At 67.4% G+C, this 22,271-nt stretch carries 22 protein-coding genes; 19 read left to right on the top strand and 3 right to left on the bottom strand.

The annotated features are described in order from the left end of the window. Positions 1–5 precede the first annotated feature (5 nt). A complete protein-coding gene (locus KK7_RS0110920) occupies positions 6–395 on the bottom strand; it encodes a hypothetical protein (protein WP_010544689.1) in 390 nt (129 codons plus the stop codon). A 164-nt stretch (positions 396–559) separates the two neighbouring features. On the opposite strand from KK7_RS0110920, the gene KK7_RS0110915 reads away from it, so the two are divergent. The 9 genes from KK7_RS0110915 to KK7_RS0110875 all read left to right on the top strand — a co-directional run bounded on the left by KK7_RS0110915 (position 560) and on the right by KK7_RS0110875 (position 9,988). Then, on the top strand, positions 560–1,768 hold the full coding sequence (locus tag KK7_RS0110915; protein ID WP_010544688.1) for an ATP-binding protein: 1,209 nt from the start codon (positions 560–562) through the stop codon (positions 1,766–1,768). Between the two features lie 83 nt (positions 1,769–1,851). Then, entirely contained in the window at positions 1,852–2,883 is a 1,032-nt protein-coding gene (locus tag KK7_RS0110910) for a substrate-binding domain-containing protein (RefSeq protein WP_010544687.1), read from the top strand. A 40-nt stretch (positions 2,884–2,923) separates the two neighbouring features. Next, a complete protein-coding gene (pstC, locus tag KK7_RS0110905; protein ID WP_010544686.1) occupies positions 2,924–4,300 on the top strand; it encodes a phosphate ABC transporter permease subunit PstC in 1,377 nt (458 codons plus the stop codon). After that, a complete protein-coding gene (gene pstA, locus KK7_RS0110900) occupies positions 4,293–5,597 on the top strand; it encodes a phosphate ABC transporter permease PstA (protein ID WP_040598378.1) in 1,305 nt (434 codons plus the stop codon). The genes pstC and pstA overlap by 8 nt, the downstream gene beginning before the upstream one ends. Then, positions 5,594–6,370 carry a phosphate ABC transporter ATP-binding protein PstB gene (gene pstB, locus KK7_RS0110895; RefSeq protein WP_010544684.1) on the top strand — a complete coding sequence of 259 codons (777 nt, stop codon included), beginning with the start codon at positions 5,594–5,596 and terminating at the stop codon, positions 6,368–6,370. Before pstA ends, pstB begins: the two co-directional genes overlap by 4 nt. Beyond that, entirely contained in the window at positions 6,370–7,071 is a 702-nt protein-coding gene (gene phoU / locus KK7_RS0110890) for a phosphate signaling complex protein PhoU (protein WP_010544683.1), read from the top strand. The genes pstB and phoU overlap by 1 nt, the downstream gene beginning before the upstream one ends. 9 nt (positions 7,072–7,080) lie before the next feature. Then, complete coding sequence (gene phoB, locus KK7_RS0110885; protein ID WP_010544682.1) at positions 7,081–7,773, top strand: phosphate regulon transcriptional regulator PhoB; 693 nt, start codon at positions 7,081–7,083, stop codon at positions 7,771–7,773. A gap of 140 nt (positions 7,774–7,913) precedes the next feature. Next, the gene (locus tag KK7_RS0110880; RefSeq protein WP_010544681.1) at positions 7,914–8,804 is read left to right on the top strand and encodes an SDR family NAD(P)-dependent oxidoreductase; all 891 of its coding nucleotides are present in this window, start codon (positions 7,914–7,916) and stop codon (positions 8,802–8,804) included. Positions 8,805–8,875: 71 nt separating this feature from the next. Continuing rightward, positions 8,876–9,988, top strand: a complete 1,113-nt coding sequence (locus KK7_RS0110875) for a hypothetical protein (protein WP_010544680.1) — start codon at positions 8,876–8,878, stop codon at positions 9,986–9,988. Positions 9,989–10,033: 45 nt separating this feature from the next. Here KK7_RS0110875 and KK7_RS0110870 read toward each other — a convergent pair whose 3' ends face one another. Both KK7_RS0110870 and epsC read right to left on the bottom strand, forming a co-directional pair. Then, positions 10,034–10,372 carry a DUF2794 domain-containing protein gene (locus KK7_RS0110870; RefSeq protein ID WP_010544679.1) on the bottom strand — a complete coding sequence of 113 codons (339 nt, stop codon included), beginning with the start codon at positions 10,370–10,372 and terminating at the stop codon, positions 10,034–10,036. Then, a complete protein-coding gene (epsC, locus tag KK7_RS0110865) occupies positions 10,372–11,061 on the bottom strand; it encodes a serine O-acetyltransferase EpsC (protein ID WP_029623181.1) in 690 nt (229 codons plus the stop codon). Before epsC ends, KK7_RS0110870 begins: the two co-directional genes overlap by 1 nt. 157 nt (positions 11,062–11,218) lie before the next feature. On the opposite strand from epsC, the gene KK7_RS0110860 reads away from it, so the two are divergent. The 10 genes from KK7_RS0110860 to KK7_RS0110815 all read left to right on the top strand — a co-directional run bounded on the left by KK7_RS0110860 (position 11,219) and on the right by KK7_RS0110815 (position 22,210). Further along, positions 11,219–11,992 (top strand): sulfite exporter TauE/SafE family protein, encoded by a 774-nt coding sequence (locus KK7_RS0110860; RefSeq protein ID WP_010544677.1) that lies wholly within the window; start codon positions 11,219–11,221, stop codon positions 11,990–11,992. Positions 11,993–12,343: 351 nt separating this feature from the next. Further along, the gene (locus KK7_RS20520) at positions 12,344–13,588 is read left to right on the top strand and encodes an acyltransferase family protein (RefSeq protein WP_083836078.1); all 1,245 of its coding nucleotides are present in this window, start codon (positions 12,344–12,346) and stop codon (positions 13,586–13,588) included. Positions 13,589–13,867: 279 nt separating this feature from the next. Further along, positions 13,868–14,431, top strand: coding sequence for an alkyl hydroperoxide reductase subunit C (ahpC, locus tag KK7_RS0110850; protein WP_010544675.1), 564 nt, complete (start codon positions 13,868–13,870; stop codon positions 14,429–14,431). Positions 14,432–14,563: 132 nt separating this feature from the next. Then, the gene (gene ahpF / locus KK7_RS0110845; RefSeq protein WP_010544674.1) at positions 14,564–16,144 is read left to right on the top strand and encodes an alkyl hydroperoxide reductase subunit F; all 1,581 of its coding nucleotides are present in this window, start codon (positions 14,564–14,566) and stop codon (positions 16,142–16,144) included. A 105-nt stretch (positions 16,145–16,249) separates the two neighbouring features. Then, positions 16,250–17,152 (top strand): hydrogen peroxide-inducible genes activator, encoded by a 903-nt coding sequence (locus KK7_RS0110840; protein WP_010544673.1) that lies wholly within the window; start codon positions 16,250–16,252, stop codon positions 17,150–17,152. 121 nt (positions 17,153–17,273) lie between these two features. Then, on the top strand, positions 17,274–18,773 hold the full coding sequence (locus tag KK7_RS0110835; RefSeq protein ID WP_010544672.1) for a CoA-acylating methylmalonate-semialdehyde dehydrogenase: 1,500 nt from the start codon (positions 17,274–17,276) through the stop codon (positions 18,771–18,773). Positions 18,774–18,777: 4 nt separating this feature from the next. Next, positions 18,778–19,245: a hypothetical protein gene (locus KK7_RS0110830; protein WP_010544671.1), complete on the top strand. Its 468-nt coding sequence runs from the start codon at positions 18,778–18,780 to the stop codon at positions 19,243–19,245. Continuing rightward, complete coding sequence (locus KK7_RS0110825) at positions 19,242–20,387, top strand: acyl-CoA dehydrogenase family protein (protein WP_010544670.1); 1,146 nt, start codon at positions 19,242–19,244, stop codon at positions 20,385–20,387. Before KK7_RS0110830 ends, KK7_RS0110825 begins: the two co-directional genes overlap by 4 nt. Then, entirely contained in the window at positions 20,384–21,421 is a 1,038-nt protein-coding gene (locus KK7_RS0110820; RefSeq protein ID WP_010544669.1) for an enoyl-CoA hydratase/isomerase family protein, read from the top strand. Before KK7_RS0110825 ends, KK7_RS0110820 begins: the two co-directional genes overlap by 4 nt. A 12-nt stretch (positions 21,422–21,433) precedes the next feature. After that, positions 21,434–22,210 (top strand): enoyl-CoA hydratase, encoded by a 777-nt coding sequence (locus KK7_RS0110815; RefSeq protein WP_010544668.1) that lies wholly within the window; start codon positions 21,434–21,436, stop codon positions 22,208–22,210. Positions 22,211–22,271: the final 61 nt, after the last annotated feature.

Raw genomic sequence — 22,271 nt, 5'->3', positions numbered from 1 at the left:
CGCCGTCAGCCGCGCGGCATCTGCAGCGAGGCGAAGCAGGTGAAGCCGCTGGTCCCGCGCTGCAGGCGGCGGATATAGTTGGTATAGGCGCGGCTCGCCTGCGGATCGGTGCCCGGCAGCGTGCCGCCGTTAAGCGCGCGCTTCACGTCCTGCGCCTTGAAATTGCGCCCCGGCGCGGGGAAGGCACCGCGCGTGCGCGCCGGCACGACGCGGCCGTCTGCCGCGATATAGCTGCCCGCGCGCGCCGGATCGGTCACCGGGATCTCGCACTGCAGGATCGAGGCGTTGGTCTGCGCCAGCGCGGGGCGAATCGAGACGATCGCTGCGGCACTCGCAGCGCCCAGCATCAGCGCGCGCCGACGGGTCGGCAGGTCTTCGGGTTTCGGATCGTCCATCGCTCTCTTCTTCTGCGCGCGCGCCGGTTTCGCAATCGTAAATAGCGCCTCGTCTTGGGACGGTTGGGCCGCAGAACATCGCCAAGTCGAACGCTCGTCCCGAAAATCGTGTGCGAGAATCGGCAGCGTCTTCACCGCCGGAGAAAAGGCTCTAGAAGGCGCGGATGCTTTCGGCCGCCCGAACCCGCCTGATTCTCGCGATCGGTGTCGCCGCCTTGGCGGCGCTGGTGGGGCTGCTGCTCGGCACCGAATTGCAGGTGGGGCTGGTGATGCTGGTCGGCGCGATCGCCGCCGTGCTGATCGTCGCGATCGGCGGCGATCCGGCCGCCCCGCCGCCCGCCGATGCGCTCGCCACCGAACAGGAACCTGCGCTGGGCGAGGTCATCGAGGCGATCGCCGAACCGGTGCTGGTGATCGCCACCACCCGCGTGATTGCCGCCAACGCCGCCGCCCGTGCGCTGCTCGGCGCGCACATCCTGGGCGAGGACGTCCGCCTCGCGATCCGCCACCCGGCCGCGGCCGAGCGGCTGCTCGATCCCGCCGAAGACCATAGCGCCGCGCCGATCCACCTGGTGGGTCTGGGCACGCGCGAGCAGCGCTGGGAAATGCGCGTCCGCACGCTGGAAACCAGCGAGCGCGTCGTCCATCTTGTGGATCGCACCGGCAGCTATCAGGCCGACCGGATGCGGGTCGATTTCGTCGCCAATGCCAGCCACGAGTTGCGCACGCCGCTCGCCTCCCTCCTCGGCTATGTCGAGACGCTGGCCGACGGCGCCGGCGAGGAGCCGGAGATCCGCGCCCGCTTCCTCAAGATCATGCACGACGAGGCGCGGCGCATGGACCGGCTGATCAGCGACCTGATCTCGCTCAGCCGGATCGAGGCGGAGAAGTATCGCACGCCGGCGGAATCGATGTCGCTCGGCGAGCTGATCGCCCAGGTCTGCAGCGAACTTGCCGGCAGCCCCCGCGCCGCCGACCTGGTCACCGAGATCGAGGCCGTGCCGCCGGTGCGCGGGGATCGGACCCAGCTCAGCCAACTGCTCCACAACCTGATCGGCAACGCGATGAAGTATGGCCGCGCCGGCACGCCGGTGACCGTATCGCTGCGCAGCGAGGGTGACACGATGGTGCGCTTCGCCGTCACCGATCAGGGCGAGGGCATCCCGGCCGAGCATATTCCGCGCCTTACCGAGCGTTTCTACCGTGTCGATTCGGGACGAAGCCGGTCGCTTGGCGGCACCGGGCTGGGCCTGGCCATCGTGAAGCATGTGGTGGAGCGCCACCGCGGGCGGCTCGACATCGCCTCGCAGGTGGGCATCGGCACCACGGTGACGGTGCGCCTGCCCATCGAGCAGAGTGTCATAAAGTCGTAACGCGATTGCCGGATGGGGCGGGATGCGGTGCGAACGCCGGCGTCGCCTGCCAAACCGCCATCCTCGGGGAGCCACAAGTGACGATGCTCGGTCGTCTAGCGCTGATCGCCTTTGGCTCGCTCGCCCTTGCGGCCTGCGACGGCAATGCGACTCGCGAGATCCGCGTCGTCGGCTCATCCACGGTCTATCCCTTCACCACCGCCGTCGCCGAAGCCTTTGTCAACGCGCGCAGCGGCCGCAAGGCGCCGGTGGTGGAATCGATCGGCAGCGGCGCGGGGATCCGCCGCTTTTGCGAGGGCGTCGGCGCCCAGTTCCCGGACATCGCCAACGCCTCGCGCCGGATGACGCGCAAGGAATATGATCGCTGCGAAGCAAACCAGGTGGGCGAGGTGATGGAGACCGTCATCGGTCTGGACGGCGTGGCGCTCGCGGAATCGAACCAGGGCCCGAAGCTCCGGCTCACCAAGCGCGACGTGTACCTGGCGCTCGCCGCCAACCCGCTGGGCAAGCGCAACACTGCCCGTACCTGGCGCGACGTGAACCCCAGCCTGCCCGCCATTCCGATCCTGGTGATGGGCCCGCCCTCGACCAGCGGCACGCGCGACGCCTTCGTCGAACTGATGCTGGCGCCCGGTTGCCTGGAGGCCGATCCCAACGCGACCAAGCTCAAGGCCGAGGCCGATCCCGCGCAGTACGACGCCGAATGCCGCCGCATCCGCGATGACGGCGCTTATGTCGACAAGGGCGAGAACGACAATCTTATCGTCCAAGGACTGGCGCAGAACCCCAATGCGCTGGGAATCTTCGGCTATTCCTATCTCGAAGAGAACCAGAACCGACTGCACGGCGTGCCGATCGAGGGCGTGGCGCCCAGCTATGCGACGATCGCGGACGGCAGATATCCGGGCGCGCGGCCGCTCTATCTCTACGTCAAGAAGCGCCACCTGAAGGCCGTGCCGGGGCTGAAGGACTTCCTTACGCTCTACACCACGCTGTGGGGCCCCACCGGCCCGCTGGTGAAGCGTGGCCTGATCGCGGCACCCGAGGCGATGCGCGCCGAGATGGCGAAGCGCGTAGCCGATCTCACCCCGCTCGATCCGGCAAGGCTCAAGTGATCCCGTCCCCCCCGTTCCGTCTCGCCGAGATCCGCCGCTCGTGAACCCCTTCGCGCTTTCCTTCCTGATCCTAGGCCTGGGCCTGATCGGCTGGCTGACGGCACGGGCGCGGGCACTGCGCTTCGATCGCGGCGGCGCCAAGCGGCTGCATTCGCTGCCCGCCCAGCATGGCTGGTTCGTCGCGATGTGGACGATGCTGCCGCCGTTGCTGTTCCTCGTCGTCTGGTCCGCCGTGACCCCGGGCCTGGTCCGCCAGACGGTGCTGCAGAGCCCTGCTGCCGCCGGCCTGTCCGATTTCGCCTTCGAGCGTGATTCGGTGCTCGCCCAGGCTCGCGAGGTCGCACGCAACCCGTTCGATACCGAGGCCGATCCGCTGGCCCGCAAGCTTGCACCCGTCGTCCGCGACGCGCGCAGCCGCTACGCCTGGACCGGCGCCATCGCCGCCATCCTGCTTGCCTTTGCCGGCGCGGTTTTCGCGCTGAGCCGCATCCGCGCCGATTTCCGTGCCCGTTCCAAGGTGGAACGCACGCTGATGATGGGGCTGCTGGTCGCATCGCTGATCGCGATCCTGACCACACTAGGTATCTTCGCGTCGCTCTTCTGGGAGTCGACGCGCTTCTTCGGCCAAGTGCCGATCACCCAGTTCCTGTTCGGCACCCATTGGAGCCCGCAGGTGATCGACGCCAAGAACCCCGGCGCCTCGCTGGGCGCGGTGCCGCTGTTCTGGGGCACCTTCTTCATCGGCGCGGTGATCGCGATGCTGGTCGCCATCCCCTTCGGGCTGATGAGCGCGGTGTACCTCACCCAATATGCCTCGGCGACGACCCGGCGCTGGATGAAGCCGACGCTGGAGATGCTCGCCGGCGTGCCGACCGTGGTCTATGGCTATTTTGCCGCCCTCACCGTCGCCCCTGCCGTGCGCAAGCTGGCGGTGGCGCTGGGCGACCAGTTCGCCTCTTCGGAAAGCGCGCTGGCGGCGGGCCTGGTGATGGGGGTGATGATCATCCCGTTCGTCTCCTCGATGGCGGACGATTCGCTCGCTGCCGTGCCCAGCTCGATGCGCGACGGCAGCCTGGCGATGGGCGCAACCACCAGCGAAACCATCTCCCGGGTGCTGATCCCAGCCGCGCTGCCCGGCGTGGTGGCGGGCGTGCTGCTCGCGGTCAGCCGCGCGATCGGCGAGACGATGATCGTGGTGATGGCGGCCTCGGGGGCTGCAACGATCACGCTCAACCCGCTGCAGAGCGCCACCACCGTCACCAAGCAGATCGTCGACCTGCTGACCGGCGAGGCCGAGTTCGACAGCCCGAAGACGCTCGCCGCCTTCGCGCTGGGCCTGACGCTGTTCGTCATCACCCTGCTGCTCAACATCGTCGCGCTGCGCGTCGTGAAGAGGTATCGCGAAGCCTATGACTAAGCCCGCGGCCTCCCAGGCCGAGCGACGGCCGACCGACTGGAAGAGCGCAGGCATGCAAAAGCGCATCCGCCGACGCTATGCGGCCGAACGCCGCTTCCGCATGCTGGGCGCCGGCGCGGTGATCCTCTCGGCGGCGTTTCTCGGCTTCCTGCTGCTGACGATGGTGGCGCAGGGCTGGCGCGGCTTTACCGTCACCGAGATCGCGCTACCGATCGACCTCAAGGTTGCCGGACTGAAGGTGGAGCGCGCGCAACTCGCCACCCCGGCCGCCGATCTGGCGCTGGCGGGGGCCGGGCTGGAAGATGCGGTGGAGAATGCCGCGATCCGCGCCTTCGGGGCGGAAGGCGGCACCTATCTCGCCCCCAGTGCCTGGCTCGCGGTGCGGGAGGCAGTGAAGCGCGATCCGTCGCTGCTGGAGAACCGCGCGATCGTCCATGTCCCCGCCGCCACCGGCTTCGACCAGGCGCTGGCCGGCGACGGCGACGCCGCGATGGAAGCAGGTGTCGCCAGGCTTCGGAGGCAGGGCGCCATCGCGCGCGACTTCAACTGGGCATTCCTGCACGAATCCGATTCCACCGATCCGGTCGCGGTCGGCATCTGGGGTGCCCTCAAGGGCTCGCTGCTCACCATGGCGATCACCTTCCTGATCGCCTTTCCGGTGGGCGTACTCTCGGCGATCTATCTTGAAGAATATGCGCCGAAGAACCGTTGGACCGACCTGATCGAGGTATCGATCAACAACCTCGCGGCGGTGCCCTCGATCATCTTCGGCCTGCTCGGCCTCGCCGTGTTCCTCGGCACCTGGCAGATCGGCGGGCATGTCTATGGCCCGATGCTGCCGCGTTCGGCGCCGCTGGTCGGCGGCGTGACGCTGGCGCTGATGATCATGCCCGTCATCGTCATCGCCAGCCGCAACGCGATCAAGGGTGTGCCGCCGTCGATCCGCGATGCAGCCCTCGGCATCGGCGCCAGCCCGATCCAGGTGGTATTCCACCATGTCCTGCCGCTGGCGATGCCCGGCATCCTCACCGGCACGATCATCGGCATGGCCCGCGCGCTGGGCGAGACCGCACCGCTGCTCCTCATCGGCATGCGCGCCTTCATCGTCACCGCGCCGGGCGGCTTCACCGATCCGGCCACGGTGCTGCCGGTGCAGATCTTCCTCTGGTCCGACGAGGTCAGCCGCGGCTTCGTCGAGAAGACCAGCGCCGCGATCCTGGTGCTGCTCGCCGTGCTGCTCGCGATGAACGGGCTCGCCATCTACCTCCGCAACAAGTTCGAGACCCGCTGGCAATGACCGCCCCCTCCCCCGCCCCCCACAAGATGTCGGCCCGCGACGTCAGCGTCTTCTACGGCGACAACCATGCCGTGCGCGGCGTGTCGATCGACATCGACATGGACAAGGTCACCGCGTTCATCGGCCCGTCGGGCTGCGGCAAGTCCACCTTCCTGCGCACCTTCAACCGCATGAACGACACCATCGCCAGCGCGCGGGTGACCGGCGAGATCACGCTGGACGGCGAGGACATCTATTCGCCGAACATGGACGTGGTGCAGCTGCGCGCCCGCGTCGGCATGGTGTTCCAGAAGCCGAACCCGTTCCCCAAGTCGATCTTTGAGAATGTCGCCTATGGCCCGCGCATCCACGGGCTGGCGTCTTCCAAGACCGACCTGGAGGGCATCGTCGAGCGCTCGCTGAAGCGCGCCGGGCTGTGGGAGGAAGTGAAGGACCGCCTGTCCGACAGCGGCACCGCGCTGTCCGGCGGCCAGCAGCAGCGGCTGTGCATCGCCCGCGCGATCGCGGTCGACCCGGAAGTGATCCTGATGGACGAGCCGGCCAGCGCGCTCGATCCTATCGCCACCGCCAAGATCGAGGAGCTGATCCACGAGCTGCGCGGGCGCTACGCGATCGTGATCGTCACCCACAACATGCAGCAGGCGGCCCGCGTCTCGCAGCGCACCGCCTTCTTCCATCTCGGCCACCTGGTCGAATATGGCGAGACCGACAACCTCTTCACCGCGCCCCGCGAAGAGCGCACGAAGGACTATATCACCGGAAGGTACGGCTGATGGCATCGGGCCACGAGCATACGGTCAAGGCGTTCGATCAGGATATCAGCCAGCTGCGCGCGCTGATCTCGCAGATGGGCGGGCTTGCCGAACAGGCGATCTACGACGCGATGAAGGCGCTGCAGCGCGGCGACGAGGCGCTGGCCAGGATCGTGCGCGAGAAGGACAAGCAGATCGACGCGATCGAGGCGGAGCTGGAAAAGCTCGTCGTCCGCGTCATCGCGCTGCGCGCCCCGATGGCGGACGACCTGCGCGAGGTGATCGCGGCGCTGAAGATCGCCGCCGTGATCGAGCGGATCGGCGATTATGCCAAGAACATCGCCAAGCGCGTGCCGATGATCCATGCCGAGGGCGAGGAGCGGATCGAGGCCGTCTCGATCCTGCCCGCCATGGGCCAGCTCGCCGCCGACATGGTGCGCGCGGCGCTGGACGCCTTTTCCGCGCGCGACGCCAAGGCGGCAGCGGAGGTGCACGCCAGCGACACCGCGCTCGACGACTTTTATGATTCGATCTTCCGGACGCTGGTGACGTTCATGGTCGAGAATCCGCGCACGATCAGCCAGGTCGCGCACCTGCTGTTCGTCGCCAAGAATCTGGAGAGGATCGGCGACCACGCTACCAACGTCGCCGAAATGGTCTATTTTGCCGCGACCGGGCACTATCTCGCCGATGCGGAAGCCGGCGAAAGCAGCGGGAGCTGAGGGGAACATATGGCACGGGTCAAGATGCTGCTGGTGGAAGACGATGCCGCGATCGCGGAGCTCGTCACCTGGCATTTCAAGCGCGAAGACTATGAAGTAAAGCACACCCCCGATGGCGAGGAAGCGCTGCTGCTCGCCAAGGAGGCGACGCCGGACATCGTGCTGCTCGACTGGATGGTCGAGGGGCTCTCCGGCATCGAGGTATGCCGCCGCCTGCGCCGCATGCCGGAAACGGCGAACGTGCCGATCATCATGCTCACCGCGCGCGGCGAAGAGGAAGATCGCGTCCGCGGGCTGGAAACCGGCGCCGACGATTACGTCACCAAGCCCTTCTCGCCGCGCGAACTGGTCGCCCGCGTCGGCGCGGTTCTGCGCCGCGTGCGCCCGGCGCTGGCCGGCGAGGCGCTGCTCTATTCAGACATCGAGATGGACACGGTGGGCCACAAGGTCCGCCGCGGCGGCGAAGTGATCCAGCTGGGGCCGACCGAGTTTCGCCTGCTCAAGCATTTCCTCGAGCATCCGGGCTGGGTGTTCTCGCGCGAGCGGCTGCTCGATGCGGTGTGGGGGCATGACAGCGACATCGAATCGCGTACCGTCGACGTCCATATCCGCCGCCTGCGCAAGGCGATCAACAAGGGCAACCGGCCCGACATCATCCGCACGGTGCGCTCGGCCGGCTACGCGCTCGACGCGGGGAACTGAGCCTGTTTCCAGACGCGGCGGCTGCTAAGCACCGCCGCTGGATCCCGCCCTCCCCCACGGGCCGGGGGAGGGACAGGATTGGCAGCCCCGCTGCCCTCCCGTAAGGCGCTTTCCAAAGCATAAACTGGAGAGCCCTGCCCATGACCATCCGTTTCGACGACCGTGTCGCCATCGTCACCGGCGCCGGCGGCGGCATCGGCCGCGCCTATGCCCTGGAACTCGCCAGGCGGGGCGCGAAGCTGGTGGTCAACGATCTCGGCAGCGGCCGCGACGGATCGGGCCATTCCGATGCCGCCCGCGCCGTGGTCGCCGAAATCGAGGCGCTCGGCGGCGAGGCGATCGCCGACGGTGGCAGCGTCACGGATGCCGCGGCGATGGTCGCCATGGCCGATGCCGCCAGGGCCCGCTGGGGCCGGATCGACATCCTGATCAACAATGCGGGCGTGCTGCGCGACAAGAGCTTCGCCAAGATGACACCGGAGGATTTCGCCTTCGTCGTCGACGTCCATCTGATCGGCTCCGCCAACGCGACCAAGGCGGTGTGGGAAACCATGCGCGCACAGGGCTATGGCCGCATCCTGATGACGGCCTCGTCCTCCGGCCTGTTCGGCAATTTCGGCCAGGCGAATTACGGCGCCGCCAAGCTGGGCCTCGCCGGCCTTACCCGGACGCTGCACCTCGAAGGCGCGAAACACGGCATTCGCGTCAACACCATCGCGCCGGTCGCCGGCACGCGCATGACCGAGGATCTTTTCCCCGAAGCCGCCTTCGCCGCCTTCGCGCCCGAGCAGGTGGCCCCGGCGGCGTTGTTCCTCGTCTCGGCGGAAGCGCCGAGCAACATGATCGTCGGCGCCGGCGCCGGGGTGGTGCAGGCCGCCTACATCACCCTCACCCAGGGCGCGGTGCTGGCCGCGCCCACGCCGGAAGCCGTCGCCGCGCAATGGGCCCAGATCACCGATCGCGCCGGCGAGATCGTCCCCGGATCGGGCGCCGAGCAGACCATGGCGATCCTGGGCAAGTTGCAGCGCTGATCTCCGTGCCACACCGTATTGCATCAGCAATACACATGTGACATCCTCCCGGCTTCGAAGGAGGATGGCCGATGTACAGCGAGAGCGAACTGGCAAGCGCCGTGGAGGCCGGGGCGATCACCCCCGAGGCCGCGACGGCATTCCGCAACCATGTTGCCGCCAGCCGGGCGACCCCGGCGGTGGACGAAGAGCATTTCCGGCTGCTGAGCGGCTTCAACGACATCTTCGTTACGATCGCGGCGGCGCTGATCCTGCTCGCGATCGGCAAGCTGGGCGGCAGCCTGGTGGAAATGCTTACCGGCGGCGGCACCGAACCGCGCGTCATCGGCGCCAACCTGATCGGCGGGGGGGCCGCCGTTGCGGCGACCAGCTGGATGCTGGCGGAGTATTTCACGGCGCGCAAACGGCTTGCCCTGCCCTCGATCCTGCTGCTGCTCGGCTTTGTCGGCGGCGCCGGGGCGACGATCGCCGGGCTGTTCGTGATCAACGTCCAGTGGCTCACCGATGCGCTGCACATCACCACCGATCTGCAGCAGCAGCGGCTTGCCGGCGCGATCGCGGCGGTGGCCGGCAGCCTCACCGCGGCCGCGGCCTGGCTGCACTGGCGCCGGTTCATGGTGCCGATCACCGTCGCTGCCGGCGCGCTCGCCGTTGTCGGCGTCTCGGTCGGGCTGATCACCTCGCTGATCCCCGCCGCGAAGGACTGGGTGAACGCGATCCTGCTCGTCGGCGGCATCGCCACCTTCATCGCCGCGATGCGCTGGGACATGACCGATCTGGAACGCCGCACCCGCCGCTCCGATGTCGCCTTCTGGCTCCACCTCGCCGCCGCGCCGCTGATCGCCCACCCGGTCTTCCACATGCTCGGCGTGTTCGACGGCGAAATCGGCGCGCCGATGGCCGCGCTGGTCTTCGCGCTCTACCTGTTCTTCGCCTTCGTCGCGCTGGCGGTGGACCGGCGGGCGCTGCTCGTCTCCAGCCTCGCCTATGTGCTGTGGGCGCTCTACTCGCTGTTCCACCAGAGCGGTGCGGTGGAACTGAGTGCAGCCTTCACCGGCCTGGTGATAGGATCGGCGCTGCTGACGCTCTCCGCCTTCTGGCACACCATGCGCCGCGCCGCGGTGGGGGTGCTCGGCGAGTTCGCCCGGCGCCTGCCGCCGACCCAGCAAGGCGCGCTGGCCTGATCGAACCGCCTGTCCTCCCCCCGCCCGGGGGGAGGACAGCGCTTCTCATTCTTCCACCAGCTTCATCAGCCGGCGCTCGACCGGCGCCAGCACCGGGCCCAGTTCCTGCCCGCGCTTGAGCACCGCGCCGCTCTCGTTGATCAGCGCCCACATGCCCTGCCGGTTGCGCAGCGAGGGCCGCTTCTCGATCCGGAATTCCGGCCGTTCGGCGGCGCGGCGGAAGGCGGCGAACACGGCGACGTCCTTCTCGAACTGCATCGCATAGTCGCGCCAGTGCCCGGCAGCGACCATCCGGCCGTAGAGATCGAGGATGCGGTTGAGCTCGAGGCGATCGAACCCGACCTGGCCCGCGCGGCTGATCGTAAGCGGGGTGACCGTTCCCATCAGGCCCGGTCGCGCCGCTCGGCCTCGGCGTCGCGCTCGGCGATCATCGTGTCGAGCCGCTTGCGCAGCGTCTCGATCTCGCAGCGCATCAGTTCGAGCTTCTGGGTCGAGGGGTCGAAGATATCGCTGCACGGGGTGCCATAGGGCACGAAGTCCTTCTGCCACGCCACCGCCTCGACCAGCGTCGGCTTGGCCGGAATGCCGACCATCACCGCGCCCGGCGCCACATCCTTGGTGACGACCGCGTTGGCGCCGATCCGCGCGCGCTCGCCCACCGTGATCGGCCCCAGCACCTGCGCACCCGATCCGATGATCACGCCGTCGAGCAGCGTCGGGTGGCGCTTGCCGCCCACGCCATTGTCCGGGCTGGTGCCGCCCAGCGTCACGCACTGGTAGATGGTGACGTTGTCGCCGATCAGCGCAGTCTCGCCGATCACGACGAAGCCGTGGTCGATGAAGAAGTTGCGGCCGATCGTGGCGCCCGGGTGGATGTCGATCGCGGTCATCCAGCGCGACCAGTGGTTGACCAGCCGGGCGAGGAAGAACAGCCGGCGCCGGAACAGCGCGTGCGCGATCCGGTGATAGCCCAGCGCCCAGACGCCCGGATAGAGCAGAATCTCCAGCCGGCTCCGTGGCGCGGGATCGCGCGCATGGATCGAATCGAGATAGCCCTTCAGACGCTGGAACATGGCCGGACCCCTTATATCACGCGCGAAATAGGGGGGCATCCCCGGGATTTCCAGCGTTTGGCCCCGATCGGGCAGCATCCGATAAACACTATCGGGCTTGTAGGATTTGCCGGAAGCCGCCATTTCGTCTCTCCGGCCGACGGGAAAAGGGGCAAGGATGTTCGCAGGAATCACGCTGGCCGAGATGCTGCCCTATGTTGCGGTAGGCTTTGCGGCGCAGCTGGTCGACGGGGCGCTGGGCATGGCTTTCGGTGTCATCTCGAGCACGCTCCTGGTGAGCGTGCTGGGCATCGCTCCTGCTACCGCCTCGGCAGGCGTCCATCTGGTCGAGACGATGACGACCGGCGTATCCGGCCTCAGCCATGTCCTGCATCGCAACGTCAACTGGCGGCTGTTCGCGCGGCTGCTGGTGCCGGGAATGATCGGCGGCGTGCTCGGCGCCTATGTGCTGACGACGCTGGACGCCTCGGTGACCCGACCGTTCGTGATGGCCTATCTGTCCGCGATCGGCCTTTACCTGCTGTTCCGCGCGATCCGCTTCCCGCCCAACCAGCGCGAACCGAAGATCGTCGAGCCGCTGGGGCTGGCTGGCGGCTTTCTCGACGCGGCCGGTGGCGGTGGCTGGGGTCCCGTGGTGACAAGCAACCTGCTGGTCCAGGGCGCACAACCGCGTACGACGATCGGCACCGTCAACACCACCGAGTTCTTCCTCACGCTGACGATCTCGGCGACCTTCCTGTTCCACATCGGCTCCCAGGGCTTCACGCCCGAGTTCTGGCATCCGGTGCTGGGCCTGCTGATCGGCGGCGTCATCGCCGCCCCGTTCGGCGCAATGTTCGCCAAGCGCATGCCGGTGCGGCTGCTGCTGAGCCTGGTCGGCGTGGTGCTGACCGCGACCAGCGCGTTCAGCCTCTACCGCGCGCTGATGTAAACCCGGCCAACCGCTGCGCCAAGCGTCTCGCCGGAGGTGGTCGCCCGCCGGAATCGGTGGGTTGCGTGGAGCACGACATATCGAGGCGCGCCGCCGCAGCCTTCCCGCACCCCCGCGCGCTTCTGCGCAAGGCTGTTTTGCGGTGGCGATAGCGCGTCCAGTCTACAGGACCTCGTTTCGTAAACGCAACAATATTTTTTGAAAAGCATCGTCTTTCTCCACCGTTATGGCGCATTCTTCATGACGCCACACCTCCGACCGGAGATACAGTGAACTGCCCGGTCGAGAAGGGCTGCCCCAACGCACTTCTCCTCCCGGTGATATTAGCCTCGAGATAGTCTGGACGTACCGATGGAACCGGAGACCATCCTCATGTCGGACACCACCGCAGTCGACCGATCTCCGGTAAAGTCAGGCCTACGTTTTTCGGCCCTAGACAGCCTGCGCGGCATCTGCGCATGCATGATCGTTCTGTTCCACCTTCGCTCCACTGGCGTCGTCACGAACTCGCATCTGGTCCGAAACAGCTGGATGTTCGTCGACTTCTTTTTCGTCCTCAGCGGCTTCGTCATCGCGTGCGGCTATCTGGAGCGATTGCGGGAGGGCTATTCCGTGCGGCAGTTCATGCTGCTGCGCCTGGGCCGGGTCTATCCGTTGCACCTGGCCGTCCTCCTCCTGTTCGTGGTGATCGAGCTAGCGGGGGCCATGCTCGGTACCGCCGGGCTCAGCGCCCGCGCCGCCTTTTCGGAGCCGCGAACCCCTGCGGAGCTCGCCGGCACGCTCGCGCTGGTCCAGATCTTCTGCGGCTTCCCCTCGATCGTCTGGAACGGCCCGAGCTGGAGCATCGCTGCGGAGGTCTGGACCTATCTGCTGGTCGCGCTCGTCGTGCGCGCGCTGCCCGGGCGAACCGCATGGGCTGCCACGGGTCTGGCGCTTGCCGCCTTCGCCACGCTCGCGCTCGCCGGTGCGGCCGCCTGGGACCCGGCGACGGGCTTTGCCTTTGTCCGCTGCGTCCTGGGCTTCTCGGTGGGCGTGCTGTGCTGGATCCTGTTCTCGGCAATGGGGCGGCCGAGGATGGGAACCGCGATCGCAACGATCTTGGAGCTGGTGGCGGTCGCATCGTGCTGCGCGCTGGTGGCTTCGGGAAGCCTGCCGCTGGCGGCGCCGATCGTGTTCGCCGGCACGGTGCTGTTGTTCGCGGCCGAGCAGGGCATGGTCAGTCGGCTCCTGAAGCTCGCGCCCTTCCTCGCGCTCGGCACCCTCTCCTACTCGATCTACATGGTGCACACGCTGGTGATCGCACGCAGTCTGGACGTGCTCTCACTCGCGGGCAGGCTGTTGCATCACCCGCTGGTGGAGACACGGCTCGGCAGCGGTGGTACGATCAAGGTGCTGGTGTTCGCGCCGGACGCAATGGCGTTCGCGGTGCTCGGCGGCATCGTGCTGTGTTCGGCGCTCACCTATCGCTGGATCGAGGCGCCCGCGCGGGACCTGTCGCGCGCACTGGTCCGCCAGAGCGGGCGGCGCGGCAGCTTGGCGGCCGCCCCGGACGCAGCACGCGACCCCGAGGCCCTGCCGGCAACCGCCACGAGCTGAAGCGCGCCGCGCCCTCCCAAAGACCTTCGACCCGGAGCGCTGCCGGGAGATCTCGTCCGCGCGGCGTGAAGGATGGCGCTTGTCCGCGGACCTGAACCATGCCGGGAACCTTGCAGTCGACGCCGACGCCGACGCCTTGCCATCATGCGATCGATCAACGCCGCCCCACTGAGTGGCAAACTCGATCAGGCCAAGCGGGTCTTCCAATTTCACAGCACGGGTCCTGCCGCCTATATGCCGTCTCGCAACAGCAACCCCCGTTCTGGAGGAACAAAAATCATGGCTCTTATCGGCAGCACCATCAAGCCGTTCACCGCACAGGCCTATAAGGAAGGTAAGTTCGTCGAAGTCACCGACGCCGACGTGAAGGGCAAGTGGGCGGTCTTCTTCTTCTACCCGGCGGACTTCACCTTCGTGTGCCCGACCGAACTCGAAGACCTCGCCGATGTGTACCCGACCCTGCAGAATATGGGCGTCGAAGTCTATTCGGTGTCGACCGACACCCACTTCAGCCACAAGGCATGGCACGATACCTCGCCGGCGATCGGCAAGATCAACTACTACATGCTGGGTGACCAGAATCACACGATCTCGAATAACTTCGACGTGCTGCGCGCGGGCCAGGGTCTGGCAGACCGTGGCACCTTCGTGGTGGACCCGGACGGCGTGATCCAGATCATGGAGATTACCTCGGAAGGCGTCGGCCGCAACGCCCAGGAACTGCTCCGCAAGATCAAGGCCGCGCAGTATGTCGCAGCCCATCCGGGCGAAGTCTGCCCCGCCAAGTGGGAAGAAGGCGCCGAGACGCTCGCGCCGTCGCTCGACCTGGTCGGCAAGATCTAACACCCGTTCCTCTTCGGAGGATCGACGACTACGGCGCCCGCCCCTCCCCCCAAACGCGGGCGCCGGTTGCGGCCCGGAGCGGAATTCCCTCTCCGCCCCGGGCCGTTTTCGTGAGACATACAGGAGTTTCCCATGCTCGACGCCAACCTGACGCAGCAGCTCAAGGGCTATCTCGTGAACATCCGCGAGCCGATCGAGCTCGTCGCCAGCCTGGGCGAGGACGCCAAGTCGCGCGAGCTGGGCGAACTGCTGAGCCAGATCGCCGGACTGTCGGACAAGATCGACCTTGTCCACGCCGCGGACGATCGCAAGCCCAGCTTCATGATCCGCCGCAAGGGCACCGATATCGGCGTGCGCTTCGCCGGCATCCCGATGGGGCATGAGTTCACCTCGCTGGTACTGGCCCTGCTCCAGGTCGGCGGCCACCCGAGCAAGGCCGCGCAGGAGCTGATCGAGCAGGTCCGCAATATCGAGGGTGATTTCACCTTCGAGACCTATTTCTCGCTGTCGTGCCAGAACTGCCCGGACGTGGTGCAGGCGCTGAACCTGATGGCGGTGCTGAACCCCAATATCCGCCACACCGCGATCGACGGCGCACTGTTCAAGGACGAGGTGGAGGGCCGCAAGATCATGGCGGTGCCCACGGTGTACCTGAACGGCGAGCCCTTCGCCTCAGGCCGCATGGACCTGGAGCAGATCGTCGCCAAGATCGATACCGGTGCCGAAGCCCGTGCGGCCGAGAAGATCAAGAGCAAGGATCCATTCGACGTGCTCGTCGTCGGCGGCGGCCCCGCCGGGGCGGCGGCGGCGATCTACACCGCGCGCAAGGGCATCCGCGTCGGCGTCGCGGCCGAGCGCTTCGGCGGCCAGGTGCTCGACACCATGGGCATCGAGAATTTCATCTCGGTCTCGCACACCGAAGGCCCGAAGCTGGTCGCGCAGCTCGAACAGCATGTGAAGGACTATGACGTCGACGTCATGAACCTGCAGCGCGCCGAGAAGCTGATCCCGGCCAAGCGCGAAGGCGGCCTGCACGAAGTGGTGCTGGCAAACGGCGCGAGCCTGAAGGCCAAGGCGGTCATCCTTTCCACTGGCGCGCGCTGGCGGCAGATGAACGTGCCGGGCGAGGAAGAATACAAGAACAAGGGCGTGGCCTATTGCCCGCACTGCGACGGCCCGCTGTTCAAGGGCAAGCGGGTCGCGGTGATCGGCGGCGGCAACTCGGGTGTCGAGGCGGCGATCGACCTGGCCGGCATCGTCGCGCACGTCACGCTGATCGAATATGACAGCCAGCTGCGTGCCGATGCGGTGCTGCAGCGCAAGCTCGCCAGCCTGCCCAACGTCAAGATCCTCACCTCGGCGATGACCACCCGGGTCAACGGCGACGGCGAGAAGGTTTCCGGCCTCAGCTACAAGGACCGCAACAGCGGGACCGAGCACGACATCCAGCTGGAGGGCATCTTCGTCCAGATCGGCCTGGTGCCGAATACCGAGTGGCTGAAGCACAGCGTGGCGCTCACCACCCGCGGCGAGATCGAGATCGACGCGCGCGGCGAAACCAGCCAGCCCGGCATCTTCGCGGCGGGCGATTGCACCACCGTGCCCTACAAGCAGATCGTGATCGCGATGGGCGCGGGCTCCACCGCGGCGCTCTCCGCGTTCGATTACATGATCCGCCTGCCCGAAGAAGAGCTTCAGGCTGTTGCCGCCTGAGCCATGCGCCCCTCCCGGAAGCGGGAGGGGCGCTTTTTCTCTGCCTCGCTTCCCATGTTCGGAAACGCCACTATATACCCGCTCGACAATCGAGAGAGGCGATCAGTGGCGCAAACCTACCTCCCCACCCTCAAGCAGCTGCAATATCTGGTGGCGCTCAACGATGCCGGTCATTTCGGCCGGGCGGCGGAGGCGTGCTTCGTTACCCAATCCACCCTCTCCGCCGGCATCCGCGAGCTGGAAACGCTGATCGGCGTCGTGCTGGTCGAACGCACCCGGCGGGTGGTCCGCTTCACGCCGCTGGGCGAGCGGATCGTGGAAAAGGCGCGCCGGGTGCTGCGCGAGGCGGACGAGCTGGGCGATCTCGCCCGCGCCGCCGGCCGCCCGCTCTCGGGCGAGATGCGGATGAGCGTCATCCCCACCATCGCGCCGTTCCTGCTGCCGCGCATCCTGCCGCGCCTGCGCGAGCAATATCCGGACCTGAAGCTGTATCTGCGCGAAGAAACCAGCGGCCAGGCCTGCGAGGCGCTGAGCCATGGCCGCACCGATTGCGTGCTGCTCGCCCTCCCCTTTTCCTGCGGCGACGTGGAAAGCGCGCGGCTGTTCGACGACCGGCTGTTCGTCGCCTTCCGCAACGGCGAGATGGACCCCACGGCGGCGATCCACCCCGATGCGATCGACGAGACCCGCCTGCTCATGCTGGAAGACGGGCATTGCCTGAAGGACCATGCGCTGGCCGCCTGCAACCGCCCCGAACTGCGCGCCGAGGCGACGATGCTGGGCACCTCGCTCCACACCATGGTGCAGATGGTCGATAACGGGCTGGGGGTGACGATGCTGCCGGAAATGGCGGTGGATGCCGGCATCCTCCAGCACACCTCGGTCAGCGCCCGCCCGCTCGATTCCGCCCATGCGTCGCGGCAGATCGCGCTCGTCTGGCGCAAGGCGTCTCCGCGGGAACGCGACTTCCGGCTGCTCGCCGACGTGCTGACGCAGGCGCGCACCTGATCGTCGGGAAACGGCCGCGTCCTGCATCAACAGCTAGGATGACATCCCGGATGCGCTGTGCCATTGCGCAATTTAATTACAACAGATGAGTCGGCGCGCAGCCGGCCCGCAGGAGAGTTAGATGCGTGTGATCGACCATGTGATCGCGGGAGCAGCCGGCGCCGGAGCCACGCGCCACGCGGACGTTTTCGACCCCAATAGCGGTGCGGTGCAGGCGCGGGTGCCGCTCGGCACCGCCGCCGATCTCGACCGCGCCGTCGCCGCCGCCCAGGCCGCCCAGCCCGGCTGGGCCGCGACCAACCCGCAGCGCCGTGCCCGCGTGATGTTCCGCTTCAAGGAACTGGTCGAGGCGAACATGGATGCGCTGGCCCATATGCTCTCGGCCGAGCACGGCAAGGTGATCGCCGATTCCAAGGGCGACATCCAGCGCGGGCTCGAGGTGATCGAATTCGCCTGCGGCATCCCCCACGCGCTCAAGGGCGAGTATACGCAAGGTGCCGGCCCCGGCATCGACGTCTATTCGATGCGCATGCCGCTCGGCATCGGCGCGGGCATCACCCCGTTCAACTTCCCCGCGATGATCCCGATGTGGATGTTCGGCGTCGCCATCGCCTGCGGCAACGCCTTCCTCCTCAAGCCCTCCGAACGCGATCCGAGCGTCCCCGTCCGCCTCGCCGAACTGATGCTGGAGGCCGGCGCTCCGCAGGGCATCCTGCAGGTGGTGCAGGGCGACAAGGAGATGGTCGATGCGATCCTCGATCACCCGGCGATCGGCGCGGTGAGCTTTGTCGGCTCGTCGGACATCGCGCACTATGTCTACCAGCGCGGCGTCGCGGCGGGGAAGCGCGTTCAGGCGATGGGCGGCGCCAAGAACCACGGCATCGTCATGCCCGATGCCGATCTCGACCAGGTCGTGGCGGACCTATCCGGCGCGGCGTTCGGCTCGGCGGGCGAGCGCTGCATGGCGCTCCCCGTGGTGGTGCCGGTGGGTGACAAGACCGCCGATGCGCTCCGCGAAAAGCTGATCCCGGCGATTCGTTCGCTGCGGGTGGGCATCTCCACCGATGCCGAGGCGCAGTACGGCCCGGTGGTCAACGCTGCGCACAAGGCGCGCGTGGAGAACTGGATCCAGACCGGCGTCGACGAGGGCGCCGAGCTGGTGATCGACGGCCGCGGCTTTTCGCTCCAGGGCCATGAGCAGGGCTTCTTCATCGGCCCGTCGCTGTTCGACCGCGTGACCCCGGGCATGAAGAGCTACCAGGAAGAAATCTTCGGCCCGGTCCTCCAGATCGTTCGCGCCCCCGATTTCGAGACCGCACTGCGGCTGCCGAGCGAGCACCAGTACGGCAACGGCGTCGCGATCTTCACCCGCAACGGCCATGCCGCGCGCGAGTTCGCGGCGCGGGTGAATGTCGGCATGGTAGGCATCAACGTGCCGATCCCGGTGCCGGTGGCGTATCACAGCTTCGGCGGCTGGAAGCGCTCGGCGTTCGGCGACGTCAACCAGCACGGCATGGAAGGCGTCCGCTTCTGGACCAAGGTCAAGACGGTGACGCAACGCTGGCCGGATGGCGGCGTGGGCGACGCGGCCAACGCCTTCGTCATTCCGACCATGGGGTAGCAGAATGATATCTTTCCTGATCGCAGTCGCCGCGCTGTCGTTCTCCACCGGCCTGTCCGGCAGCGGTGAGCGCGTATTTGAAGGTCCGCTGCGCTACTGTGGCTCGAAGTTCGCGATCGACCTGCGAGCAGGGGAGCGCATCCGTCTGAACTATGGGCCCGACTTTCTGCTGGAGGGTCTAGAGAGCCCATCCGGCGGATTCGGCCTCTACGAAGGTTTTGCGCCACAGGATGGTCCCGGCACCGACCGGGTCGACGCGGGGCTGGCAAAACCTACCTATCGCGTTGGTAGTAGTTCGAAAGGGTTTGGCTACGTCATCTGGACGGGCAGCCAAACCGAGCCCTTCTACACGCATGTCTGGGGCCAAGCCTTTAAAGGCACCACAGAAGATTATTCGCTGCTCCGCCGCCTTCAGTTTGGAGATGCGGCCAAACGCGACTGTGCGAAACCTTCATTCGAGCAAAATTCATGACCCACCAGTTCGACCTCACCGACGACCAGCGCCAGATCCAGGAGTTGGCGCAGAAGTTCACCGCCGATGCGATCACCCCGCACGCGGCTGAATGGGATGAGAAGCACGTCTTCCCGCGCGACACGATCAAGGCCGCCGCCGAGCTGGGCTTCGCGGCGATCTATGTCTCGGAGGAATCGGGCGGCATCGGTCTCGGCCGGCTCGAGTCCGCGCTGATCTTCGAGGCGATGGCCTATGGCTGCCCCTCCACCTCCGCCTTCATCTCGATCCACAACATGGCCGCCTGGATGATCGACCGGTTCGGCGCGCCGGCCGTGAAGGACAAGTATCTCCCCAGCCTCGTCACCATGGACCGGCTGGCCAGCTACTGCCTCACCGAGCCCGGCTCGGGCTCGGACGCGGCGGCGCTCAAGACGCGCGCGGTGCGCGACGGCGACCATTATGTCGTCACAGGCTCCAAGCAGTTCATCTCCGGGGGCGGGGAGAACGACCTCTACCTCACCATGGTCCGCACCGGCGAGGACGGCCCCAAGGGCATTTCCTGCCTCGCCATCGAGAAGGACATGCCTGGCGTCAGCTTCGGCGCCCAGGAGCGCAAGCTGGGCTGGCACAGCCAACCCACCGCGCAGGTGATCCTCGACAATGTCCGTGTGCCGGTGGAAAATTTGGTCGGCGCCGAGGGCGAAGGCTTCCGCATCGCGATGATGGGATTGGACGGCGGCCGGCTCAACATCGGCGCCTGCTCGCTGGGCGGCGCGCAGCGCTGCCTCGACGAGGCGGTGCGCTACACCCAGGAGCGCAAGCAGTTCGGCAAGGCGATCGCCGACTTTCAGAACACCCAGTTCACCCTCGCCGACATGGCGACCGAGCTGGAGGCGGCACGCGCGCTGCTCTACCTCGCCGCCGCCAAGGTCACCGCGGGCACCCCCGACAAGACCCGCTTCGCCGCGATGGCCAAGCGGCTGGCCACCGACACCGGATCGTCGGTGGTCGATCGCGCGCTGCAGCTGCACGGCGGCTATGGCTATCTGATGGACTATCCGATCGAACGCTTCTGGCGCGACCTGCGCGTCCACTCGATCCTCGAGGGCACCAACCAGGTGATGCGGATGATCGTCGGCCGGGAGATGGTGCGCGAATGAGCGACATCCTCACCCAGATCGACGGCCCCGTCGCCCGCCTCCGCCTCAACCGCCCCAAGGCGCTGCACGCGCTCAACACCGGCATGTGCCAGGCAATGCTCGATGCGCTCGATGCGTGGGAAGGCGATGACGCCGTCCACATCGTCCTGCTCGATCATGCCGAGGGCCGCGGCTTCTGCGCCGGCGGCGACATCCGCATGATCGCCGAAAGCGGCGCGAGCGACGGCGCCGAAGCGGCGGATTTCTTCCGCACCGAATACCGGCTCAACCACCGGCTGTTCACCTATCCCAAGCCGATCGTCGCCTTTGCCGACGGCATCGTGATGGGTGGCGGCGTCGGCATCTCGCAGCCGGCGCGCTACCGGGTGGCGACCGAGAACACCAAGTTCGCCATGCCCGAAACCGGCATCGGCCTGTTCCCCGACGTCGGCGGCGGCTGGTATCTGTCACGCCTGCCCGGGCGGATGGGCGAGTATCTGGCGCTGACCGGCCACCGGCTCGATGGCGCCGAATGCCTCGCCCTCGGTCTCGCCACCCATTACCTGCCGGCCGAGGCGCTGGCCTCCGCCAGGGCGCAGATCGCCACCGCGCCCGACAAGGCGCTGGCGATCCTCGACGACCTGTCCGTCGAACCGCCGATCGCGAAGATCCTCGCCCATTATGCCGATATCGACCGACTGTTCGCAGGCGACAGCGTGGAGGACATTGTCGCCGCGCTGGAAGCCGAGGCCAGCGACTGGGCGACCGCCACGCTCGCCACGCTGCGCACCAAGTCGCCCCAGGCCTGCAAGGTGTCGCTGCGCATCGTCCGCGAAGGCCGCGCGATGCCCGATTTCGCCGCCGAGATGGTCCAGGAATATGCGGTGGCCACCCGCGTCTGCTGCCTGCCCGATTTCGCCGAGGGCGTGCGCGCGGTGATCGTCGACAAGGACAATGCCCCGCTTTGGTCTCCATCCACCCCGGAAGCGGTGGACAGCGCCGCGATCGATGCCATCTTCGCCCCCCTGCCGCCCGCGCAGGCCTGGGCGCCCTGAACGGAGAACGTCATGTCTTCCTACGAAACTCTCCTCGTCGAACAGCGCGGCGCGGTGACGCTGATCACGCTCAACCGGCCCAAGGCGCTCAACGCGCTCAATGCGCAGGTGCTGGACGAACTGCTGGACGTGATGCGCGCCTTCGACGCCGATCCGGCACAGGGATGCGCGGTGCTCACCGGCAGCGAAAAGGCCTTCGCCGCCGGCGCCGACATCAAGGAGATGCAGGCCCAGGGCTTCGCCGACATGTACGGCCATGACTTCTTCGCCGGCTGGGACGCCTTCACCCGCACCCGCAAGCCGATCATCGCCGCCGTGTCGGGCTATGCGCTGGGCGGCGGCTGCGAGGTGGCGATGATGTGCGACTTCATCCTCGCGGCCGATACGGCGAAGTTCGGCCAGCCCGAGATCAAGCTGGGCGTCTCGCCGGGCATGGGCGGCTCGCAGCGGCTGACGCGCGCGGTGGGCAAGGCCAAGGCGATGGAGATGTGCCTCACCGGCCGGATGATGGACGCAGGCGAAGCCGAACGCGCCGGGCTGGTCAGCCGCATCCTGCCCGCCGCCGAGCTGGTCGAGGAAGCGGTGCAGACCGCCGCGACCATCGCCGCGATGCCGCCGCTGGCGGTCAAGGCCAACAAGGAAATGGTCAACGCCGCGTTCGAGACGAGCCTGGCGCAGGGCGTGCAGTTCGAGCGCCGCCTGTTCCACGGCCTGTTCGGCACCGAAGACCAGAAGGAAGGCATGACCGCCTTCGTCGAGAAGCGTGCCGGGAACTGGACGGGACGTTGAAGCACTGAACCACTCCCCCTCCCGCGTGCGGGAGGGGGCTGGGGGGTGGGCCCCCGGCATC

Origin of the sequence: Sphingomonas elodea ATCC 31461, from assembly GCF_000226955.1 — a bacterium.
GTDB classification, from domain to species: Bacteria; Pseudomonadota; Alphaproteobacteria; order Sphingomonadales; family Sphingomonadaceae; genus Sphingomonas; species Sphingomonas elodea.
The sequence above is the reverse complement of the archived record's forward strand: the minus strand, read 5'-3'. Positions and strand labels throughout refer to the sequence as shown.

Coding starts and splice junctions, on each gene's coding strand:
- KK7_RS0110920 (WP_010544689.1), bottom strand. CDS start 395: ATGGACGATCCGAAACCCGAAGACCTGCCGACCCGTCGGCGCGCGCTG.
- KK7_RS0110915 (WP_010544688.1), top strand. CDS start 560: ATGCTTTCGGCCGCCCGAACCCGCCTGATTCTCGCGATCGGTGTCGCC.
- KK7_RS0110910 (WP_010544687.1), top strand. CDS start 1,852: ATGCTCGGTCGTCTAGCGCTGATCGCCTTTGGCTCGCTCGCCCTTGCG.
- pstA (WP_040598378.1), top strand. CDS start 4,293: ATGACTAAGCCCGCGGCCTCCCAGGCCGAGCGACGGCCGACCGACTGG.
- pstB (WP_010544684.1), top strand. CDS start 5,594: ATGACCGCCCCCTCCCCCGCCCCCCACAAGATGTCGGCCCGCGACGTC.
- phoU (WP_010544683.1), top strand. CDS start 6,370: ATGGCATCGGGCCACGAGCATACGGTCAAGGCGTTCGATCAGGATATC.
- phoB (WP_010544682.1), top strand. CDS start 7,081: ATGGCACGGGTCAAGATGCTGCTGGTGGAAGACGATGCCGCGATCGCG.
- KK7_RS0110880 (WP_010544681.1), top strand. CDS start 7,914: ATGACCATCCGTTTCGACGACCGTGTCGCCATCGTCACCGGCGCCGGC.
- KK7_RS0110875 (WP_010544680.1), top strand. CDS start 8,876: ATGTACAGCGAGAGCGAACTGGCAAGCGCCGTGGAGGCCGGGGCGATC.
- KK7_RS0110870 (WP_010544679.1), bottom strand. CDS start 10,372: ATGGGAACGGTCACCCCGCTTACGATCAGCCGCGCGGGCCAGGTCGGG.
- epsC (WP_029623181.1), bottom strand. CDS start 11,061: ATGTTCCAGCGTCTGAAGGGCTATCTCGATTCGATCCATGCGCGCGAT.
- KK7_RS0110860 (WP_010544677.1), top strand. CDS start 11,219: ATGTTCGCAGGAATCACGCTGGCCGAGATGCTGCCCTATGTTGCGGTA.
- KK7_RS20520 (WP_083836078.1), top strand. CDS start 12,344: ATGGAACCGGAGACCATCCTCATGTCGGACACCACCGCAGTCGACCGA.
- ahpC (WP_010544675.1), top strand. CDS start 13,868: ATGGCTCTTATCGGCAGCACCATCAAGCCGTTCACCGCACAGGCCTAT.
- ahpF (WP_010544674.1), top strand. CDS start 14,564: ATGCTCGACGCCAACCTGACGCAGCAGCTCAAGGGCTATCTCGTGAAC.
- KK7_RS0110835 (WP_010544672.1), top strand. CDS start 17,274: ATGCGTGTGATCGACCATGTGATCGCGGGAGCAGCCGGCGCCGGAGCC.
- KK7_RS0110830 (WP_010544671.1), top strand. CDS start 18,778: ATGATATCTTTCCTGATCGCAGTCGCCGCGCTGTCGTTCTCCACCGGC.
- KK7_RS0110825 (WP_010544670.1), top strand. CDS start 19,242: ATGACCCACCAGTTCGACCTCACCGACGACCAGCGCCAGATCCAGGAG.
- KK7_RS0110820 (WP_010544669.1), top strand. CDS start 20,384: ATGAGCGACATCCTCACCCAGATCGACGGCCCCGTCGCCCGCCTCCGC.
- KK7_RS0110815 (WP_010544668.1), top strand. CDS start 21,434: ATGTCTTCCTACGAAACTCTCCTCGTCGAACAGCGCGGCGCGGTGACG.